The sequence below is a fragment of the Bradyrhizobium sp. C-145 genome (assembly GCF_023375135.1).
Taxonomy (GTDB): domain Bacteria; phylum Pseudomonadota; class Alphaproteobacteria; order Rhizobiales; family Xanthobacteraceae; genus Bradyrhizobium; species Bradyrhizobium zhanjiangense.
Genome location: NZ_CP088150.1, coordinates 6712274 through 6732938, shown reverse-complemented (window position 1 = coordinate 6732938; position 20665 = coordinate 6712274). Strand labels below are relative to the sequence as shown.

General features: G+C 60.2%; 12 protein-coding genes and 11 pseudogenes. 13 read left to right on the top strand and 10 right to left on the bottom strand.

Annotated features, from left to right (window positions below; translation table 11 throughout):
* Positions 1–480 precede the first annotated feature (480 nt).
* Positions 481–1305, top strand: a complete 825-nt coding sequence (locus LRP30_RS31665; RefSeq protein ID WP_249757338.1) for an aldo/keto reductase — start codon at positions 481–483, stop codon at positions 1303–1305.
* Between the two features lie 271 nt (positions 1306–1576).
* On the opposite strand, the pseudogene LRP30_RS31660 reads toward LRP30_RS31665, so the two are convergent.
* Both LRP30_RS31660 and LRP30_RS31655 read right to left on the bottom strand, forming a co-directional pair.
* Positions 1577–1934: pseudogene (locus LRP30_RS31660) on the bottom strand (ATP-binding protein); the annotation flags it as partial.
* A gap of 13 nt (positions 1935–1947) precedes the next feature.
* Positions 1948–2204: pseudogene (locus LRP30_RS31655) on the bottom strand (IS21 family transposase); the annotation flags it as partial.
* A gap of 234 nt (positions 2205–2438) precedes the next feature.
* Here LRP30_RS31655 and LRP30_RS31650 point away from each other — a divergent pair.
* The 3 genes and pseudogenes from LRP30_RS31650 to LRP30_RS31640 all read left to right on the top strand — a co-directional run.
* Positions 2439–2789 carry a hypothetical protein gene (locus LRP30_RS31650; protein WP_249757337.1) on the top strand — a complete coding sequence of 117 codons (351 nt, stop codon included), beginning with the start codon at positions 2439–2441 and terminating at the stop codon, positions 2787–2789.
* Positions 2790–3035 carry a hypothetical protein gene (locus LRP30_RS31645; RefSeq protein WP_249757336.1) on the top strand — a complete coding sequence of 82 codons (246 nt, stop codon included), beginning with the start codon at positions 2790–2792 and terminating at the stop codon, positions 3033–3035.
* Between the two features lie 70 nt (positions 3036–3105).
* A pseudogene (locus tag LRP30_RS31640) lies at positions 3106–4003 on the top strand (IS3 family transposase); the annotation flags it as partial.
* Positions 4004–4022: 19 nt separating this feature from the next.
* Here LRP30_RS31640 and LRP30_RS31635 read toward each other — a convergent pair.
* Positions 4023–5078, bottom strand: a pseudogene (locus LRP30_RS31635) (IS110 family transposase); the annotation flags it as partial.
* Positions 5079–5218: 140 nt separating this feature from the next.
* Here LRP30_RS31635 and LRP30_RS31630 point away from each other — a divergent pair.
* Positions 5219–6510: pseudogene (locus LRP30_RS31630) on the top strand (IS256 family transposase).
* On the opposite strand, the gene LRP30_RS31625 reads toward LRP30_RS31630, so the two are convergent.
* The 4 genes and pseudogenes from LRP30_RS31625 to LRP30_RS31610 all read right to left on the bottom strand — a co-directional run.
* Positions 6511–7452, bottom strand: a complete 942-nt coding sequence (locus tag LRP30_RS31625) for a recombinase family protein (protein ID WP_249757335.1) — start codon at positions 7450–7452, stop codon at positions 6511–6513.
* Positions 7439–7609 carry a hypothetical protein gene (locus LRP30_RS31620; RefSeq protein WP_249757334.1) on the bottom strand — a complete coding sequence of 57 codons (171 nt, stop codon included), beginning with the start codon at positions 7607–7609 and terminating at the stop codon, positions 7439–7441. The genes LRP30_RS31625 and LRP30_RS31620 overlap by 14 nt, the downstream gene beginning before the upstream one ends.
* Positions 7599–7835 (bottom strand): hypothetical protein, encoded by a 237-nt coding sequence (locus LRP30_RS31615; protein WP_249757333.1) that lies wholly within the window; start codon positions 7833–7835, stop codon positions 7599–7601. The genes LRP30_RS31620 and LRP30_RS31615 overlap by 11 nt, the downstream gene beginning before the upstream one ends.
* 1214 nt (positions 7836–9049) lie before the next feature.
* Positions 9050–9328, bottom strand: a pseudogene (locus LRP30_RS31610) (IS3 family transposase); the annotation flags it as partial.
* 43 nt (positions 9329–9371) lie between these two features.
* Here LRP30_RS31610 and LRP30_RS31605 point away from each other — a divergent pair.
* On the top strand, positions 9372–10745 hold the full coding sequence (locus LRP30_RS31605; RefSeq protein ID WP_249757332.1) for an IS30 family transposase: 1374 nt from the start codon (positions 9372–9374) through the stop codon (positions 10743–10745).
* A 40-nt stretch (positions 10746–10785) separates the two neighbouring features.
* Here LRP30_RS31605 and LRP30_RS31600 read toward each other — a convergent pair.
* A pseudogene (locus LRP30_RS31600) lies at positions 10786–11666 on the bottom strand (IS3 family transposase); the annotation flags it as partial.
* A gap of 517 nt (positions 11667–12183) precedes the next feature.
* On the opposite strand from LRP30_RS31600, the pseudogene LRP30_RS31595 reads away from it, so the two are divergent.
* Positions 12184–12444: pseudogene (locus tag LRP30_RS31595) on the top strand (transposase); the annotation flags it as partial.
* Between the two features lie 2 nt (positions 12445–12446).
* On the opposite strand, the pseudogene LRP30_RS31590 reads toward LRP30_RS31595, so the two are convergent.
* Positions 12447–13830 (bottom strand): annotated as a pseudogene (locus LRP30_RS31590) (IS110 family transposase).
* 226 nt (positions 13831–14056) lie between these two features.
* On the opposite strand from LRP30_RS31590, the pseudogene LRP30_RS31585 reads away from it, so the two are divergent.
* The 6 genes and pseudogenes from LRP30_RS31585 to LRP30_RS31560 form a co-directional block, all read left to right on the top strand.
* Positions 14057–14928 (top strand): annotated as a pseudogene (locus tag LRP30_RS31585) (IS3 family transposase); the annotation flags it as partial.
* Between the two features lie 208 nt (positions 14929–15136).
* The gene (locus LRP30_RS31580) at positions 15137–15751 is read left to right on the top strand and encodes a CDP-alcohol phosphatidyltransferase family protein (RefSeq protein ID WP_249757331.1); all 615 of its coding nucleotides are present in this window, start codon (positions 15137–15139) and stop codon (positions 15749–15751) included.
* Between the two features lie 19 nt (positions 15752–15770).
* Positions 15771–16568 carry a formyltransferase family protein gene (locus LRP30_RS31575; protein ID WP_249757330.1) on the top strand — a complete coding sequence of 266 codons (798 nt, stop codon included), beginning with the start codon at positions 15771–15773 and terminating at the stop codon, positions 16566–16568.
* A gap of 328 nt (positions 16569–16896) precedes the next feature.
* A complete protein-coding gene (locus LRP30_RS31570) occupies positions 16897–17496 on the top strand; it encodes a hypothetical protein (protein ID WP_249757329.1) in 600 nt (199 codons plus the stop codon).
* Positions 17497–17519: 23 nt separating this feature from the next.
* Entirely contained in the window at positions 17520–18677 is a 1158-nt protein-coding gene (locus tag LRP30_RS31565; protein ID WP_249757328.1) for an asparagine synthase C-terminal domain-containing protein, read from the top strand.
* A 26-nt stretch (positions 18678–18703) separates the two neighbouring features.
* Positions 18704–19240 carry a GntR family transcriptional regulator gene (locus LRP30_RS31560; RefSeq protein ID WP_249757327.1) on the top strand — a complete coding sequence of 179 codons (537 nt, stop codon included), beginning with the start codon at positions 18704–18706 and terminating at the stop codon, positions 19238–19240.
* Positions 19241–19758: 518 nt separating this feature from the next.
* Here the strand turns inward: LRP30_RS31560 and LRP30_RS31555 are convergent.
* A pseudogene (locus LRP30_RS31555) lies at positions 19759–20529 on the bottom strand (phosphocholine cytidylyltransferase family protein).
* Positions 20530–20665 lie beyond the last annotated feature (136 nt).

The following is a 20665-nucleotide window of genomic DNA, read 5'->3' as shown; positions in this document are numbered from 1 at the left end:
AGAATGGAAGCAAAGATGCCAACCGACATCATTGTGCCTTTAGTGGAATGGAACTTGAGGAAGCTGCGATAGTTCGCTGGTTCAAAGGTGCCGAAGATGAGGTCAGTGAGGGCGAAATTGGCCGAATTGGGCACAACCAGGGCCGTCGTAGAAATCGAAGCCCGCGAAGGTATATCGACGACAATCGTCGCACCGGAAGGTGCGACCGTCGGAATCAACGCAGTAATTGGGATGATTCTAGACTGATGTCGCGCTCCTTTGCCAGGATCCACTGACGCCGTTCCGGACCGCCTGGATACTTCCGCCTTTTGGCTAACTTCGACCTTGATGCTTTTTTGGATTGGCGGACAGTGGCCAACGACGTGGATCCCACAAGAAAATCTGCGAAGGATTGTCTAATCAAGGCAGCTTGCCGGCACAGGGTGCGTCACCAGCGATACAACGAACAAGAAGCAGCGACGGAACAAGCAAGGAGGTCTTATGCATAAAGTCATGGCGAACGGTGCCGCGATCCCGGCAATCGGGCTTGGAACTTGGACGCTCAAAGGTGAAGTGTGCTCAGCATTGGTCGCGCATGCGCTTTCCGTCGGCTATCGCCATGTCGATACGGCGGCGTACTACGAGAACGAGAAGGAAGTAGGCGAGGGGCTGCGCTCCTCCGGCGTGGCGCTCGACGAGGTCTTCGTCACTACTAAGGTCTGGCCTTCCGATACCGCACCGGGAGACCTGGAGCGATCGGCCGAGGAGAGCTTGAAGCGCCTTGGCCTCGACACGGTCGACCTGTTGCTGATCCACTGGCCGAACCCGGCGATTCCGCTGGCGGGATCCATCAAGGCGCTGAACGCGGTTCGCCATTCTGGCATGGCGCGGCACATCGGCGTATCGAACTTCCCCACCGGGATGCTTGCGGAAGCGGTTAACCTGTCGGACGCCCTGCTTGTCGCCAATCAAGTCGAATATCATCCATTTCTTGATCAGACTAAGGTCCATGCCGCCTGCCGCGCGGCCGGCATGGCGATGGTCGCGTATGCTCCGCTCGGTCGCGGGGAAGCGTTGTTCGAACAAGCAGCGATCATCGACGCTGCCAAGCGGCACGGCAAAACCCCACCGCAGATCGTGCTTCGATGGCACGTACAGCAGGAAGGTGTGATTGCTATCCCGCGCACCGCGCGCAAAGAGAGGCTGGCTGAAAACGTTGACCTGTTCGATTTCGAGCTTTCCGGCGAGGAAATGTCGATGATCTCGCGACTCAAGTCGCGCAACCTGCGCATCTACGAAAACGATTACTCGCCGCAATGGGATTAAGGATGAGCCTGCTTAGTGGCACGCGTAAAAATTCCGTACCGGGATCTGGCGCTGCCCTTGCCGAATGCTCCGCGCCAGCCCCGGTCGCTAGCACCGCCCAATTGGGCAAATCCAACGACCAGGGGCCTCGCACCTGCGCACCACGCTGCCGCATCGCCAAGGACGATTGCGGGTATATGCCGAGCTCGCATCGCCACTACCGTGACCGGATCTATGAGCGTATTCGTTCCGAAGCTGCCTAGTCGACCCCGACGCCAACCCTCTGCTCGATTGCCGCCAAGTGGCTGCCGCCAGGCGGTCCAGAGAGCAAATTGGCGCCCTCGCCGACCAAGCCGTCGCCAGCGGCATGCGCGGTCACCTGCGCTTTTGAGATCATCGGTCACAGCCTCGAAGGCAAAGTTGTCGAAGGTCTTTCCGGCGGTCAGCCGCGCCTCGACGAGATGGCGCTCGATGCGACGGGCGGCCGCGTGCGGCGATCTCATGCTCGGAGATGACAGCGAAGAAGCGGGCCGCCGGCCAACTTTCCTTGTAGGACTATTCGGCGAACTGTGGCCACAACACCTTGAAGCCGAGCAGCATCCGCTCGTTGAGCAACCGATGACGCGCGCGGTGTCGACTGCGTTGTTCATGCGGCGTCTCCGATTTGGCGGCGCCGATGAGACACTCATATCTGGCGGGTGGGGTAAGCTGCACCATGACCTGCGGCACGCAGGCAGGATCGGGCGCGAAGTGAGTGCGCAACTATTTGAGGTCGGGCAGTTGGCCGGCGTCCAGCTCGGCGGCGAGCTGACCGACGAGTGCGGCCTCGCAGCCGCGCTCGTGCGCCAGCGCAGGCAGATCAACCATGAGCCGGCAGGCTTTCCGTCCGACAGCCGTTCGCGCAAGCGATCGAAAGTTCGGCATAGGCGTCGCAGGGACAGTCGGTCGGTCGGCTCGAAGAGCTTCAGGCGCTCCCTTTGTGCGAGCCGGCGAAACCAAGAAAGTGACAGCGCTGCTGCGCATGCATCTGTCTCGTAGTGATCGACGATGCCGAACCTGCGCTCTCAACCGCGCGCCTTGGCGAATTTTGCGGCGCACGCTCTCGGATCATCCTCACGCAGCGATCGGCACAGCCAGGCCCATATGAGCTGCCAATGCTCACTCGCGGGGCGGCGCAGACATTGGTCGACCAGGGCGGCTCAATTGCCCGGCCGACGTGGTTCGACGTCATCTGGTCTACGGTGGGGGGCCGCCCGCTGAGTCTCGCCCTGATCGGCGCTGCCGTGCGGCAGGGGCGACATGGGACGAGATCGTTCTTGACTGTCAGGCCGTCGGCGAACTTAAAGATCATGGCCAGCGGCTCGCCGATCGACTCCTGGGGCGCCTCCGTCCCGCGGCGTGGCGAGCTCGACGCTGCAATGGCCTATCTGCTCGGCGTCGTAGGCAGCCAGGTCTGCGCCTTTGGACGATCGGGCGCATCCTCCTATCGACGCTGGAGGAGCTGATTGCTGCGGGAGCCCGCTCTGCCGCTTTGCGTTACGCGCTTCTCATGGCATCAAATCTTACCGAACTGCGACGCGAATTCGTCAGCGACCCAGTTGCTGACGCCAATAGCCCTCGCGGGACGCCCGCTGGCGCCGTTAGAGGTAATCGCTATTATCGAGGCGATCGCGCAGCTTTTCCTCTACGATAAATTTGAAGGCGACGAAATCGCCAAGGCGAGGCTGCGTGAGCGCCTGTCGGTGATCTGAGGCCGGCAAACTGGACCATTTTTGGCTAGAGTTTTGCGCACCGATTCCCGGTTGGGAGGAGCGACGAACGATGAAGGCCTCAAAATTTTCGGACGCCCAGAAGGCGTTCATCCTGAAGCAGGGCCATGACGGGGTTGCGGTGGCGGAGATCTGCCGCAAGGCCGGGATCAGCCAGGCGACCTATTTCAACTGGAAGAAGAAGTATGACGGGCTGCTGCCGACCGAGATGCGGCGGTTGAAGCAGCTTGAGGATGAGAACGCCAAGCTGAAGAAGCTGGTCGCCGATCTCAGCCTCGACAAAGAGATGCTGCAGGACGTGATCCGCCGAAAGCTATGAAGCCTGGCCGGAAGCGCAAGCTGGTCGACGAGGTTCGCGGTGAGTGGCAGGTCTCGATCCGCAAGGCTTGCGAAGCCCTCGAGTTCGACCGGTCGACCTACCATTACAAGTCGCGTCGCTCCGGCCAGGCTGCCCTCGAACATCGGATCAAGGAAATCTGCCATGCACGCGTTCGCTACGGTTACCGCCGTGTCCACGTTCTGCTCCACCGCGAGGGATGGCGCCACGGTCAGAATAAGACGCGGCGGATCTATCACGAATTGGGCCTGCAATTGCGCAACAAATCACCCAAGCGCCGGGTCAAGGCCAAGCTGCGCGATGATCGCAGGCCGGCGACGCGGTCGAACGAGACCTGGGCGATGGATTTTGTCCACGATCAGTTGGCGACGGGGCATAAGCTGCGCGTGCTCACGATCGTCGATACCTTCTCCCGCTTCTCGCCAGCGCTGCAGCCCCGGTTCACCTTCCGCGGCACCGACGTCGTGGCGGTCCTGGAAGGGTTTGCAATGAAGTGGGATTCCCGGCGACGATCCGCGTCGATCAGGGCAGCGAGTTCGTGTCGCGCGATCTTGACCTCTGGGCCTACCAGCGCGGCGTCACGCTCGACTTCTCGCGGCCTGGCAAGCCGACACGGATGTTGTAGACAAGCCCTATGTCGCAGAAGCCTTGCGGCGTCGGGATCGCGGCTTTGCCCGCCACCGGGACGTGAACCTCATGTACTCCTTCTCGGCGGATTCCACGCGTGATCGTTCCTCAGCCCTCTTCGCGGGGATGTTGTAATCATAGGCCGATCCGCGCTTGGCATGGTTGGTGGGTAATCCAGCGCGCAGTTCGATGCTCCGGAACTTGCGCGCCAGCAGGGCCGGCCTCGTCCAGATGTAGTCAGTGCTCTTGGTCAGCATATGCCAGATGATCATCGCCAGCTTCCGCGCCGTCGCGACTGCCGCGATGTGCTTGCCGCGTCGTGAAGCCACGCGCTGGAAGAATGCACGCAGCGGTCCCGGCGAACGGGCTACAGCCCATGCCGCTTCGACGAGCATTCCGCGAGCTTGGCCGCGGCCCTGCTTGGTGATCCTGCCATGGTAGGCGGAGCCCTCGCCAGACTGCTTTACGCTCGAGTTTAGCCCCAGGTAGCTTACCAGCCTGGTCGGATCGGCAAAGCGCCGAATGTCGCCGACGGCCGCGGCCACGCCCAAAGCCACCGTCATATCCACACCCGGGAGCGTCATCAGCCGCCGAATGACCGGATCGGATCTCGCTTCACGCGCAATATCCGCCTCGACCTCCTTCAACGAACCCTGGATCAGGTCGATCTGCGCCAGGTGCCGCTCGATTGCGGCACGCTCGTCGGCAGGTACTATCTGGGCGGCGATCCACCTGCGACCGCTGATCCCTACAAGGTTGAGGTGTGGACAGGGCGGAATGAGGTGGGCGTGAAGGATCGACTGAATGAGGTTCTTCAAGCGTACCCGCTGCCGCACGAGCTGCGTACGGCGCGCAACTTGCCGTCGCAGGGCCATAGTGCGCTCATCGGGTACCCAGACCTCCGGAAGAAATCCGGTGGCGTACAACTTCGCGAGCACGGCGGCATCGATCGCATCCGTCTCGATCTTTGCGTGCGCGATCAACCGCACCTGCTTCGGGTTGGCGATGACAACACGGTCGACATAGGGCGCCAGAACTTCGACAACGGCCGCGGCATTGCCACCGAACGCGATGCAGCGCGGTTCGCCGTTGTCCATCCAGCCGGAGCTATGCGGGAAAGTGGGGGATGACGGACTGAGATAGGCGGCGTATCGAGGCGGGTGTCGAGCCTGCCAGAACCTCTCAAGGAGAGCGATACGCCATGAACGAGACTAGCAACATTGTGCCGCTTCGTCAGCCCGACGAGATCGATGATCCACTGACCAATGTCCTGCGCGCCGGTGCGCGGCAGCTTCTGGCACAGGCTGTCGAGGTGGAAGTCGAGACCTTCTTGCCACGGTGAAGGATTTGAAGCTTGCCGACGGACGCGCCCGTGTCGTGCGGCATGGTTACGGCCCGGCGCGAATGATCCAGACCGGCATCGGCCCGGTCGAGGTGGCGCGGGCGAAGGTTCGCGACCGCGGGGCGTCCAGCGAGGGCGAGCGGATCCGGTTCAGCTCGGCGATCCTGTCGTTGTGGGCACGGCGGACCAGAAGTCTGGATGCGCTGTTGCCGGTGCTGTACCTGCGCGGCATCTCGACCGGCGATTTCCAGGAGGCGCTGACGGCCTTGCTGGGCAAGGACGCGCTGACGGCCTTGCTGGGCAAGGACGCGCCGAACCTGTCGCCCGCGGTGATTTCCCGGCTGACGGCGGAGTGGCAAGGCGAGTACGAGCGCTGGCAGAGGCGCGATCTGTCGGCGCGCCGATACGTGTACGTGTGGGCCGATGGCGTCTTCCTGCAGGCCCGCATGGAAGACCACGGCGAGTGCATGCTGGTGCTGATCGGCGCGACGCCGGAAGGCAAGAAGGAACTGATCGGCTTTTAGGTCGGCGTGCGGGAGAGCGCGCAGAGCTGGCGCGAGCTCCTGATCGACGTCAAGCAGCGCGGGTTGCAGATCGCGCCGGAAATTGCCGTCGGCGACGGCGCGCTCGGCTTCTGGAAGGCGCTCGACGAGGTCTTTCCCGGCACGCGGCACCAGCGATGCTGGGTGCACAAGACCGTGAATGTCCTGGACAAGGTCCCGCTCTCGGTGCAGGCCACCATGAAGAAGGATTTGCGCGAGGTCTATTGGGCGCCGAACCGGGCGTCCGCCGAAGCGGCGATCGGCGTCTTTGCCGAGAAATACCGCGCCAAATACGGTCGCGCGGTCGAATGTCTGAAGGATCGCGATGCGCTGCTGGCCTTCTACGACTTTCCTGCCGAGCATTGGGATCACCTGCGCACCAGCAATCCCATCGAGAGCGTGTTCGCCACCGTGCGGCACCGGACGGTGCGCACCAAGGGTTCGTTGTCGCCGACCACCGCCAAGCTGATGGTGTTCAAGCTCGTCATCGCCGCATCGAAGACCTGGCGGCGGCTCAAAGGCACAAATCAGTTGCCGAAGGTTATCGCGGGTGTCAGATTCAACGACGGCATCGAGGTCATCCAAGTGCCGACAAACCACGCCGCCTGATCACCTCGTCACCCAAAATCCCGCATAGCTCATCCAGCCGCGCGAGCAGCTGTAACGGGGGATGTGATGCTTCATACCGCTGTAGCGCAGGGTCAGCTTGCGGCCACAACGCCGGCAGCGGATGAGCCCAGCGAGCAGCGCCTCGCCATGCTTGGGCGCGCCATGATGCCGGCTCGTGGGCACGTTACTGGAGACCATTGTACGGATCGCTTCGAACCTCTCCCAGTTCACATAGCCTTCGTGGGCGTCCGGCTTGAGGACGAGCCACTCGGCGCGCGCCTTCCGGCGGATCTTCGCGCCTGCGCCAAGGACGCCGTACCCCGTCGCTACGGCTGTTCTACCATAGACGTAGGCTCCGCCGTAGACCGGGTTCTCGACCATCCTGTGGAGAGTCGCGTAGCTGGGCCGCCGCCAGGCTGTGTCGCCGTTCGGCTGCTTCACCGGTAGGTCGAGGCCGTGCTCATGGAACCACAGCAGCGCCTGCCGCGCGGTCCCGAGTTCCTCGATCTTGTCGAAGACGAGCGTAATGGCGTCCTGCACACGCCGGTCCGGATCCTTCTCGTAGCGATCACCGGCCTTCACAAAACCGACTGGCGTGGCCGCAATCAGTTCGCCACGGCTGGCCTTCTCGTAGCGTGCCGAGAGCGAGCGTTGTCGCAAAAGGTCCAGCTCATACTCGTTGAGACTCCCCTTCAGCCCGAGAAGCAGTCGGTCGTTGCCATGCCGCGGAGCATAGACAGCTTCCTGGTCAACCAGCACCGTGTCGACGACGCGACACATCTCGATCAGCTGTTGCCAATCCCGGTTATTGCGGGCAAAGCGCGAGACCTCCCGCGCACAGACTGCGCCGACCTTGCCGAGGCAGACCTCGGCCACCATCCGCTCGAAGCCCGCGCGCTGGACGCCGCCGGCAGCCGAACGCCCAAGATCATCGTCGATCACCTCGATCTTGGACCACCCCAGCCGTCAATCGGTCGCGCATCGCGTATTGCAACACGCTGCTCTCACGATTGTGCAGAACCTGATGGGCGGAGGACTGGCGCACATAGAGGATCGCCTTGCGCTCGAGATGGTGAGGACGGACCTTGTCACTGATCATGACCGTCTTCTCTCTTCGCGAGCGTTGCGCTTACCCGTGCATGGTCCAGCACCAGCTGCGTCATCAAGTTCACCAGCGCATCCTGCGCCTCCTTCGGCAGCTCCCGCCATTCCGGTACCCCGACGACGCCGTGCGCTATGCCACCCGTGAACAGGTCCATCTGATGCACGCCGAACCGCCGGTTGCGCCGAATCGGGTTCGCCGATATCGCCGTCCTGCTTGCCATGAGCCTCTCCCCGATTCTGGTCGTGAGAGACTCCGCATGCACCGGAAAGCGGTTCATTCAATGATGATGTCGCGCTCTTGACCGCTGAATCGACAAGCGACGACAACGCGTTGAGCGCTTCCAGGCTGACAAAGGGCTCTGCCGTCAGGCTGTAACCCCGAGCACATGCCGCGCGGTCGAACATCCAGGATGGGATCTCCAGAAAACGCTGCGTCTCCGATCCATCCAGCGTGCAGCGGAAAACAACGCCGTCCGCCTTGTCGATCACACCATGGACGAAAACCTCGCGGCCAGCCCAAGGGTGATGCCGGTACAGAACCTCACGGCATACGGTCCCGTGGGCGTTCTTAAGCCTTGTTGTACAATGAAGAACGCCCGCATGGGGCAATCGGCAACAGATCGCCGATTTTGCTGCACAACCGCGATGGCGCCACCAGCCCGCCACCGTGAAAGAAGCGCAAAACTCTAGTTCTGGGTGGTCCAAAGTTCGGTCTCGCTGCAAAAACCCCGAGACTCTAACCGCTGCCGGATGAAAACTCAGTGGCAGGTCACCTTTAATCCAAGTGGCTCTTAGCAGGTCCTCCATAAGCCTTGGAGATCAGAACAAGGTCCGTGGCCCGCACGGCCAGTCCTCTTCCAAGCTGATTGATATCGTCCTCATCACAGTCGGCTTTTCGCTAACGACCTTTGTTTTCTCAGCACTCATCGGCCGGATGATTCCAATCCTTTCGTCGGTCGGTTTAGATAGGCAGGGGGCCGTCTTAGTTTCTACGCTTTTCGGCTCGTCCCAGGTCGCAATACGGCTATTTACAGCCTCGTTTACCGGAAGGACATCCCCCATTCAACTCACCATACTCTCATGGATTATGTTCTCGGCCGCGACATTGGTCACTATCCTGGCGTCTCATTCTCTCGTCGGAATTGCAATCTTCGTTGCTTTGGTTGGGTTTAGCTCTGGCCTAAACAGCATCTGCGTGGAAGCGTGCCGCTCTCAGTCCTCGGGCGGGACGGGTATGGAACACGGGTCGGGTTGATCACGACTTTCCGATTGTCTATGGCGTCGTTTGCGCCATTCTTCTTCAGTGTCATCCAAAAAGAATGGTATCTCGCTCGCATCGGCATCACTAACCATCTGCGCAATAGGGAGCACACTTTCATTTGCATTGGTGAGCGCTCGATCAAAATGAGCTGCTGCCGGTTTGATGGACACCCGGTTAAGCTAATCCCACCTTGCGCTCGAACTCAACCGGGCTGAGATAGCCGATGGTCGAGTGCCTGCGGGTCGTGTTGTAGAATCGTTCGATGTAGTCGAACACATCGGCGCGTGCCTCGTCTTTGGTTCGATAAATCTTGTTGGCCGTACGCTCGGTCTTGAGCGAGGAGAAGAAGCTCTCCATCGCCGCGTTGTCCCAGACGTTGCCGGAGCGGCTCATGCTGCAAAAGATGCCGTGGTCGGCCATCAGGCGCTGGAACTGCTCGCTGGTGTACTGGGCGGATTCAAACGGTCGTCGCAACACCATGACGTTGGAGGTTGCGATGAGGGTTGTAAATCGGCGATCGGCGCGGTCAGGACGGGCGCCATTGCCATCGCCAGGCCGGCCGTCTGTTGCAGGACGCGACAAACAGAATAGATTTTGGAGGGCGATTGCCATAGGGCAGAGCAGCGAAGATGCTGCGCTTGAGGCTGGATTATCGCAACCTGTCGGAAGCAGATTATTCCGGAGGGCGGGCGGCATGCCACCAGCGATGTTCAGATCTTCGGCCAAACCTCTCTCCGGGCGCTACCTTTCGTTGGCTGAACGCGAGGACATCGCCCTTTTAAAGGTGCAGGGCCATTCCATACAGGAGATCGGGCGCCGCTTGGGGCGAGCTGCTTCGACAGTCTCCCGTGAACTGCGTAGGAACGCGGCCACCCGCGGCGGCGGGTTGGAGTATCGGGCAACAACTGCCCAATGGCATGCAGACCGATCTGCCCGCCGGCCCAAACCGACCAAGCTTGCGCTCAACGAAGCCTTGCGCAGTTATGTGGAGGAGAGACTAGCCGGCGGCGTCGTAGCCCCGAGCGGAGCTTGTATTCCCGGCCCCTCCGTTCGGTGGAACGGCCGCCGGCATGGCCGGCGAAGAGATCGACGATGGGCGAAGGCATGGAGCCCTGAGCAGATTGCCCGACGCTTGCTGATCGACTTCCCGGACGACAAGACGATGCGCATCAGCCACGAAGCCATCTATCAGGCTCTCTTCGTTCAGGCCCGCGGTGTACTGCGCAGCGAGCTGACGGCCTGCTTACGAACCGGGCGCGTGTTGCGCGTGCCCAGGGGACGCGTACGCAGACGGGGCAAGGGCTTTGTCTCGCCGGAGATCATGATCCGCGAGCGACCCGCTGAAGCAGCCGATCGAGCAGTGCCGGGACATTGGGAGGGAGATCTTATCCTCGGTCTTGGCAGCTCGGCGAGCGGCACATTGGTCGAGCGGACGACGCGCTTCACAATGCTATTGCACCTTCCCCGGTTGGCGGGGCATGGCGAAGCTCCGCGCAAGAAGAACGGACCAGCGCTCGCGGGACACGGGGCGGAAGCCGTGCGCGACGCGATCTCGCGCACGATCGTCACTTTGCCCGAAGAACTACGTCGCTCGCTGACTTGGGATCAAGGAGCCGAAATGGCTCAGCACGACCGCCTCAAGATCGATGCGGGCATCCAGGTCTACTTCTGCGACCCGCAGAGCCCTTGGCAGCGCGGGACTAACGAAAACACCAACGGGTTGCTGCGACAGTACTTCCCGAAAGGCACAGACCTGAGCATCCACAGCGCCGACGAGATAGCCGCTGTGGCAGCGGCCCTCAATGCCCGACCGAGAAAGACGCTGGGCTGGAAAACGCCGGCAGAAGCGCTTGACGAATTGCTGTCATGAGTGAAAACAATCGGTGTTGCGACGACCGTTTGAATCCGCCCTGGCTGCCCTGGTCGGAGTGATGCAACAGCGCATCCGGCTTGCCGCGTCGCCAGACGGCCATCAACAATGCGTCCGTCACGAGCTGTGCCGTCATGGCGGCACTCATCGACCAGCCCACCACGCGACGTGAGAACAGGTCGATCACCGCTGCGACATAGAGCCAGCCTTCGGCCGTCCAGAGATAGGTGAAGTCGGCGATCCATTTCTGGTTGGGACGCTCGGCGGCGAACTGCCGGTCAAGGAGGTTCGCCGGTACGGTCTCGAGCTGTCGATCGCCGTCATCCTTCGGCAAGCGCCGACGTCGCGGCCGCGCCCGCAAGCCTTGCAGGCGCATCAGCCGCTCAATCCGGTGCAGGCCGCAATCCGCCCCGTCGGCGAGCAGGTCACGCCACACCCGGCGTGCGCCATAGGTGCGGTCGCTGGCGACGAAGCTGGCCTTGACCTTGCCACCGAGCTCCTCGTCGCTGCGGGATCTGGCGCTGGGAGAGCGGTTCAGCCAGGCATGGAAGCCCGACCGCGACACTCCCAGCGCATCGCATAGCCATGCCACCGGCCAGATCGTCCGGTGCTTCGCGACGAAGGCGAACTTCATGTCGCTTCCTTCGCGAAGTAGGCTGCGGCCTTTTTTAGGATATCCCGCTCGGCCTTCAGCTTGGCGACCTCGCGGCGCAGCCGCTCGATCTCCTGCTGCTCGGGCTTCATCTGCCCATGGCCGGGAAAGGCCTGCACCGGGTCAGAGCCGAACTCCTTCACCCATTTGCGCAGTACGTTCTCATGAACCCCCAGGTCGCGGCCGGCTTGCGCCACGGACACCCCGCGCTCCCTGACAAGCTTGACCGCTTCGATCTTGAACTCTCGGCTGAACTTCCGTCTCTGCATGACCAACCTCCGGCTTGATAAAACACCCAATCTCGGTGTCCATCAAACCGGCAGCAGCTCAAAACGAGAGCCAACCCGTTGAAGGAGTGTGTTTCCGCCTCAGATCGAGGGCGAGTCTCGACTTGACCGATCCTAAATAATTCTTGGAGGAGATCTTCGATGGAGGGTCGCCAGCGCTTGGCAGTTTAGGTCATCACGCCGTGTTGGTCCGTATCCAGCAGAGCTGTACTGGAGCGATGAACGTTGGCGCACCTAGGCGTGATCGTCGCGCTCGAACGACCAGATCGCAGGCTGAGAAGCGATATGTCGAGACTTCCTCGTATGTTCGATGTGCGATTGAGACCACCATTCGCCGCGGCGTTTCGCAGCATATCGCGTCTTAGCCAAGGACGATTCAGCAAGTGCCCTTCGCGGCGGCCTCTTTGCAGCGAGAGCTGGCTCCGGAAATCTGGACAGGGCGATAAGTGGAGTTTCTGCCTGACGGCGGGCAGGATTGTCTCGCGAATCAGGAGAGACGATGAGCAGACGAGCCCGCCGGCAGCACGCACCGGCATTCAAGGCCAAGGTGGCGTTAGCGGCGATCAAGGGCGAGATGACGCTGGCCCAGCTGGCTGAGCATTTCGACGTGCATCCGAACCAGATCACGCAGTGGAAGTCCCAGCTTCAGGAAGCGGCGGCCGAGGTATTTGGTCCTGGCGGTGGCAACAGAACGAGCGAGCCCGCGGTGGACGTGAAAACGCTGCACGCCAAGATCGGGGAGCTGACGCTTGAGAACGATTCCTAAGAAACGGCATCCCCGACGGTCGGCTCCAAGGGCTGGAGAACGAAGCCGAATGCCTTGGCGCGCCGATGCAAATTGTTGACCACTCGCGTCCGGTAGCGCGTCTCGTAGGAAGAGGCCCCGGGATCGACATAGTCCATTCCGTATCGCACAGCATTGTAGAACAGAACTGCGATCTTGCGGGCAGTGGCGGTCACTGCCTTGGCCTTACCGATGCGCGATGAAAGTCGCCTGTAAAAGGCGCCGAGCGCAGTATCGGTGCGTCCGACGGTGACGGCAGCAAGGCGCAGAAGCGCCGCCGCCCGGCCGCCGGATCGGCGCGTTCGGGACGAGAGCCTTTTGCCGCCGGAGACCTTGTTGCTCGGCACCAGTCCTAGCCAGGAGGTAAAATGCTTTGCACTTGGCCACGAGGAGAGGTCGTCCCCGCATTCAGCGATCAGCTTCAGCGAGAGGTAAGGACCGAGGCCGTCGATCGTGGTGATGTCTTTTCCCAGCAACGCGAACAGCGCCTCGCGGACGTCGAAAGCTAGAGCGTTCGCCTGATCGGTCCGATTCCGACGTAGCGAGGCCCGCGGTGCTGGTCCATGGCCACGACCGCGATGGTTGCTCAGTTCCTTCAACACGACTTCGATCCGGGCGTCGCAGGCAGATGCCTTCTCGTGGTAGGTGTCGTAAAGGGCAAGTGCCTGCTCGAGCGCAAACAGATGCTCGGCGCGGTAGCTGCCGGTGAGCGCCTTCGCAATCGTCTCGGCGCTGGAGTGGCAACTGTAGTGGCGCAAGCACGCCAGCGCCTCGGGATCGCGCTCGCCGGCAAGGATCGCGCGTATGATACGCAAGCCGGTCGCGCCAGTGATGTCGGCGACGACGTGGTGGAGCTGAAGATTCATCTCCGTCAAGGCCTTCTGCATATGCTGGATGTGTGAGGCCGCGTACTCCAGCAGACGCTCGCGCTGACGCACGTAGGCTCGCAGTTCGGCAATCTGCCCTTTGGGCTGAAAGCTGGCCCGCAGCAACCCGAATGAATGGAGTCGCTGCAACCATTGCGCATCGCTGACATCGGTCTTACGCCCCGGCACGTGCTTGGCATCGCGCGCGTTGACAAGGAACACGGTAAATCCCCGGCCATCGAGAAGCTCGAAAATCGGAATCCAGTAGACGCTGGTCGATTCCATGACGACGGTCTCGACGCCGCATTCCGTAAACTAGTCGACCAGCCGATGCAGATCGGCCGTGAAGGTACCGAAACTGTGGACTGGCTCCGGTGCGCGATCTGCCCTAACGGCCGCCATATGCATGGTGGCGCCAACGTCGATTGCAGCCCGCGTTCGGGTGCACCATCGGCATGTTACCGCCGCCTTTCGACTTCGATCTTTTCGGGTTCATCTGTAGCTCCTCCTGACTCCGGCGGAAGGGCTGGGCTGCGCAATTCGTTCAAATTCCTAAACGGGATCGCCGAGATGGCGTCACCACTCTCAAGTGCGCAACAGCCCATGGACCATGTTTTTTGACGGGGTCACGTGCCACCAAAATCGTATCGGCCGCTCCCTTCCGGCCGCAGTCTAGCGATTACCCGTTTATATCCCACAGGGGGTGCGCAGCGCCCGCTCAGTTTTTTAGAAGGCGCGCTCAGCAAAGCCGGCCTGCTGAGCGCAAAACGATGATCGACCGTGAGCACAATCTGCCGATCACCAGGCAGGCGGAAGTTTTGAAGATCAGCCGTGGCAGTATCTATTATCTACCACGTCCCGTGCCGCCCGCCGACCTCGCAATCATGCAACGGCTCGACCGGCTGCATCTGGAGTTTCCTTTCGCCGGTTCGCGAATGTTGCGAGACCTGCTGGCGGCCGAGGGCAGCAAGATCGGCCGCCGGCATGTCAAAACGCTGATGCGGCGGATGGGGATAGAGGCGCTGTACCGCCGGCCGCGCACCACCAAGCCCGAGCCTGGACACAAGATCTATCTATATCTGCTGCGCGGCATGGAGATCACGCGGACCAGGTCTGGGCGATGGACATCACCTATATCCCGATGGCGCGGGGCTTTGTGTACCTCGCTGTCGTCCTCGACTGGGCGACCCGCCGGGTGCTGTCGTGGCAGCTGTCGATCACGATGGAAGCCGCATTCTGCGCCGCGACGCTGGAGGACGCTTTGGCGCGTCACGGCAGGCCTGAAATCTTCAACACCGATCAGGGCTCGCAGTTCACCGGCGCGGCCTTCATCGGCGCGCTCGCCAGTCACGGCATCGCTATCAGCATGGACGGTAGAGGAGCTTGGCGCGACAACGTGTTCGTCGAGCGGCTGTGGCGCAGCGTCAAATACGAAGAGGTCTATCTGCGCGCCTACGACACCGTGTCCGACGCCCGCGCCTCAATCGGCCGATACCTCGCCTTTTACAATGGCCGGCGTCCCCACTCGAGCCTTGACGGCGGCACCCCGGATCAAGCTTACTTCAGCCCACTGCCGTTCCACGCGGCAGCTTAACTCGGCAGAAGCTCCACTTATCGACGCGGAATTGCTGTTCAGACAACCGAGGCCAGCTCTCTCGCGGAACGATTAAGCGCGCCTACTAGAACAGGTAGTTTGCGCACAATGCGGACCTCCTCCAATTTAAGCTGGTTGCGCTTGGCAACCAGCCGCAAAGGGCGTGAGTCCGATCGCCCCTCGGCAGGAAGAGTAACATTGAGATTCGATGGTCACATACCTATCTGACCGCGCAAATGCCATTACTGCCGTGGGGCTCCTTTGTTCTGGTGCAGCGATGGGGCTCGTGGAAGGACACTATGAGGCAGGAGTGTCGCTCGGACTTTGGGCGATCATCGCCGATGACGTGGACGGCGAAATTGCCAGGCGCACCAAGAATCATACAATGGTCACCAAAGCCATTGGTAAAGCTCTAGATGCCTTCTCGGACCTCATCTTTGGATCAGTCATCCCGGCAATTGTCATCGCATCTTTTATCGAGCTTCCAGCATCTGCTGCGTTCACAGCGTTCCTGATATTGATCGGGGCCGTTCGCGTGGCTTATTTTGACCATTTCGGATTGGACGATCGCGGTTATTCGACCGGTCTACCTCTCTCTTACGCTTTGCCAGTGCTCGCGGCGATCTTGTTAGTCGACCACACAATTGCGCCGCTTGAGCTAGGTGTCGTCCTTCCATTTATCTTTGTCCCGGTATCGTTGCTCCACATCGCGCCATTCAAAATCAAAGCCTCAGGCACTCTTGTGCATGTGTTCACGATTGGCGTAGCGGTCACCGCGTCCGCCGGGCTGCGTATTACGAGCAGAGCGGGTAGTCGTGCTTAGAAGGTCATAGGGGCGGGAAATGTCGAGCTTAACGAACCGCGTGGTATTTGCCGGAACCAGGGGGCTTGCGACCCGCTGTCTTCTGTTTGTCATCGAGACCTGCGGCAAAGATCACATCGCGGGCGTTCTCGGCACTCCCCGACACGAGAAAACATGGTGGCGCCATGAAACCAGTGAGGAGCTCTGGGAAGTCGCAGATCGCTTCGGAATACCATTTTTCGAGTCGATGGACGACGTTCCTCGTCTCGGAACGTTTCTCGTAAGCGTCATGTGGAATAAGATCTTCCCTCCCTATATCCTTACACGTTTTGATGGAGGAGGCATTAACCTTCATCCAGGCCCACTCCCCGAATATCGCGGCAGTTTTGCGCGGACGCATGCCATACTCAACGGCGAGACGAGCTTTGGAGTGACTGTCCACTATCTCTCAGCGCGGGTCGATAGGGGCGATATTATCGGCGAATTGCAATTTCCTGTGCTGCCTTCTGAGACAGCTCTCTCTTTAGACACCAGAGCGCAACTTTATGGCTACGCACTCTTCTGCCAGGCGTGGCTGCGTTTGTTGGACGGATCGGCAACCTGTCGCTCACAAGACGAGTTGATCACTCAAGATAAGCGCAGGGCTTGCTTCTATCCCATGCGCTTGATGACCGCACTTCTGGATTCGTCAGACGTTCCGCGCAGTGCCGAAGAACTCGATCGGCTCTACCGCGCTCTATATCTCCCGCCACGGATTGAGCCTCCGAAGTGGCTCGTCGAACGGGTGATAACTAATGAGATTCGGACGCTGGTTCGGGATGTTTCCCTCCAGGACTAAGCTTGACCTAGCCCCGGACGCGGCGGGCGGCCTGGATTATGAGACCGGGCCTTTCGAATGTCGGCGAAGCCAAAGTGTTGCCTGCGAATTGCCGCTGACCGACTGAACGTAGTCTTCGCTCTGGAGTTGTTTTTGTAGCGTCCACCGAGAGGCGTCGGCGCACCGTCCCCGACCGCGTGTGAGCCGGCTGCGCACGCAGGAGGCTACCTTTTTGTGTGGGATTTGCGGATTCATCGGACCGGTTACCGACAAGTCGGTGACCGAGCGGGACCTTGCGCGCTGCGCTCAGACGCTGGCCCATCGGGGCCCCGACGCGAGTGGCAGTTGCGTGACCTCCTCCTTTGCCTTTGCCCACCGAAGATTGGCGATCATCGATCCGGATCCCAGGTCAAATCAGCCGTTCCTCGATGAGGAGCTCGGTCTGGCCGTCACGTATAACGGGGAGATCTACAATTACGGTGACTTAAAGCGGGACCTCCTTCGCCGCGGATATCAGTTTCGCACAGAGTCGGATACGGAAGTACTTTGCAAGGCATTTGCTTGTCGGGGGATTGATAGCGTCAAGCGCCTGCGGGGAATCTTTGCTTTCGCAATACACGATCACAAGACCGGGACGGCGCTCCTGGTTAGAGATCGGCTCGGAATCAAGCCGCTGTATTACGCTCTCGCAGATAATGGCGTTGTCTTTGCCCCACAGCCGTCAGCCATCCTTCAGTGGCCAGGGGTCCGCCCGAAGCTCGATCCGGTTGGATTGTCAAGCTTCCTCTCCTACCGTACCGCCTCTCGGCGAGAGAACACTATTTGCAGACATTCGAAAGCCGCAACCCGGCACTTGGCTGAAGATCACGGCTCAATCAAGAGCATACGCGTAGGTGGGATCCTGCCCGCCTCGATGATGGTGGGAATTGCAGTTCTCTCGAAACGTTGATCGGCCGCGCAGTGGAGGAACATTTGCTGCCCCACACTCCGGTCGCGGCGCTCCTTTCCGGAGGGCTCGACTCCAGTGTTTTGGCGTTCGAGCTTTCAAGGCACGCGTCACAAAAGCCGACATGCTTTGCTGGAGTTGTATGCGACGAGGTTTACGATGAAAGCCCTTATGCTGTCGAAGTCGCGAAATCCCTCGAGCTCTCCCACGTCTTGGTCCGGCTGCCTGGGGCAACGAGCCTGGATGTCGTTAAGCGACTTACAGCATTACGCGGTCATCCGGTCGGCATGCACAACGAAGCAGCAATGCATTTGCTGGCCAGAGCGGTCAGCCACTCTCACAAGGTTCTCCTGACCGGCGAACGTGCCGACGAGATATTCCTTGGATATAGCCGGATCTTCAGATTGCCCTTTGACCTTCGTCGGCAGACGTTGCTGGCCGCTCTGCCAGATGTCATTGGCCGCCCGGCGCGGCGCTATCTCGGCCTTCCCAAGGTCAGAGCGAGAGAGTTCGAGCTCTTCCTCGCGCGCTACACCTATTTTCCTCAATCCGAGAAATTGGCGCTGGCGACGTCGGCATGGAGAAAGGAGATCGTTCATGATGCGGGCCTGATCGATTGGATGAACAATGCCTACCATTCGAGCGGCGCCAATCCGGGTGAGCATATAAGGCATTTCTTTGTGCAGCATCATCTACCGGCGCTGCTAGGGATGGTCGACAACACCACAATGGCGGCGGGGGTCGAGGCTCGGGTCCCCTTCACAGACCACCGCATGGTTACCTTGGCTCTCAGCATGTCGCTCTCAGAACATTTGCATTGGAAGCATCCCTTCGCCCCGCTTCGGGCCGCGTTCATCCCAATTGAGAAATTTAGCGAAACGCTTGACGTTTCCAAGGCTGCGCCCCCAACCAGTATCGTTGATCTGGTAGCGACGATCCTTTCCATCCTGAGACTGCCGCTACCCTCGACGGTGCACGGCCGTATCATCGATGAAGCTTTGCAAGATCGCGAGGCCTCGGGCCAGTATGATGTCGAAGATGCGAGCGCCTCAATTGCCTCTTCAGCGCGCCGGTCAACTGTCTTCCGGGAGCTTTACCGACAACGTCTTTATCTGAGGGGAGCGGCCGTAACATGGCTGGCGCAGGCTAAGAATGATAAACCTGGCGCTAATCCGCGCAATTGAAAGCCTGAACCACGGACCATTGACCTATGTATCAAGGAAAGCGCTGGGAGTTTGTTCGGTCGAACATCGAAGAAACCATTGCCTCGAGCCGATTTCGGCCAGACGAAAAACTTCCGAATGACGTAGAGCTTGCTCTCGAATATGGTGTCAACCGGCACACCGTAAGATACGCCATTCGGGCACTCGAGCAGGAGGGACTGCTCCGGGTCGAGCAGGGGAGAGGCACTTTCGTTGTCGAACATCCAACACCCTATCTTCTCTCCCCTCAAACCCGGCTGACCGATAATCTCATCTCGCGAGGCCGCCTGGCGCGTCGTAGGATCCTGTCTGCTGCAACGATAAAGGCAGACGAGCGGCTCGCCGGCTACCTCGACTTGCAGGCTCGTGACGATGTGCTGCGCATCGACACGTTGAGCTATCAGGACGATATCCCAATCGTCGTTGCGCATAGCTACTTTCCGGCGAAACGCACTCCCGGACTGCTGGACAAATTCTCGGGCGCCAACTCGATCTCGACAGCTCTCAGGCGCATTGGAATTGAAGACTCTCGCAGCAATGGGTGACGTAAGTGCGCGTCTGCCCTCTGCGCAGGAGGCGCACCTCCTTGAAATGTCGACTTCAGCACCGGTCTTCGTCAAAGAGAGCCTTGATTGCTCCGGCCGTATTCCGATCAAATTTGGCGAGAATGTACTGTGCGCACCGAGAATCAGCATCAGGTTCGACTTTAAAGAGATGAGTTCCGCGGAGCAGTCGCTTGCAGGAAAGCCTCGATCCGGAAAAGCGCAAGTGAGGAAATGGAAAACATCTGCCTCTGTGAAGGTCTAGGTGCCTTCCCATTCCTGCCGTCAAAGCGGCTGGAGCGAAATAACTGTTTCGCTAGCACCATTGCTTGTGGGTGTGTGTTTCACGCGTTATGCCCGGACGAGCCGCTCGCGTTTTGCTGAGGCACTAGGAGGCCGCGTTGGTTGCGATCCCTTCAAGCTTGCGGGTCTTGGCATTGTAACGCGGCCAGTGTCAGAGGCCGCGGCGCATATCGTGAAGAGGCGCCGCGTCAAACCTTCCGGGATCGTGGGCGGTTGGATCAAACGTCGGCTTTTGCGAAGATGCGCTCGGCGGTACGCAGATCTTCCGCATCATCGATTTCGTACCACCTGAGATCATCGCATCTCACCGCAGCAAGCAGCAGGCCTTGCCTTTCCACGAGATAAGAAAGAAGCTCCTCGGTGTAGGCCTAGGTAGCTCCGGCCTTGATCATATCGTCTAGGGCCGGAACCACCTCTGTCCGCAGAGTAGACGCGGACAGGCGTAACAGATTCATCGTCTTGTAAAGAGGCGGGCCATCGGTGATGAGATTTCTCGCTGTTTGTTTCAAGCGAAATTCTGAAATGAAGCCAAGATCGGACAATAGGACCGCTGATCCCTGCATCAGCTCACCGAAGGGAGCGACAGCAGCCGCGTCTGGCTCTTCACTGATGAGCAGCTGCCGCAATACATTTTCCTCGAAGAAGACGTCGCCCTCAAGAAGCAGGTGGTCCCCGGAAACGAGCGCGTCACGCGCCAGCCAGAGCGAATAGGCGCTCCCAGTACGGTCGTAAACGGGGGATTCGAGGTATTTGATCGCAACACCACCAAACCGACTGCCGCAAGCTTCTTGGATCGCCTCTTTGCGACACCCGACAACAATCGTCACCTGTTCCACGCCGACGCGCCCAAGGTTCTCTAGCGCGTTGTGCAGGATGGGAGTGCCATGGATTCGGACTAGAGGTTTCGGGTTTAGATCCGTTAGCGGCCGCAGTCGAGTGCCCACTCCAGCGGCGAGAATGAGAGCATGCTTGGGAGCATTCAGAGGCATTTCATTCGCCTTCGTTATCCTGGGTGTCGCTCCGCAAGCATCGTGAACGCCTCTGTTCAGTGATGCGTGCCGCAGACTTGTCCGACCACCGCAGATATTGAAGGGGTCGGTGTGAATTGTCGTCAACCCATACACC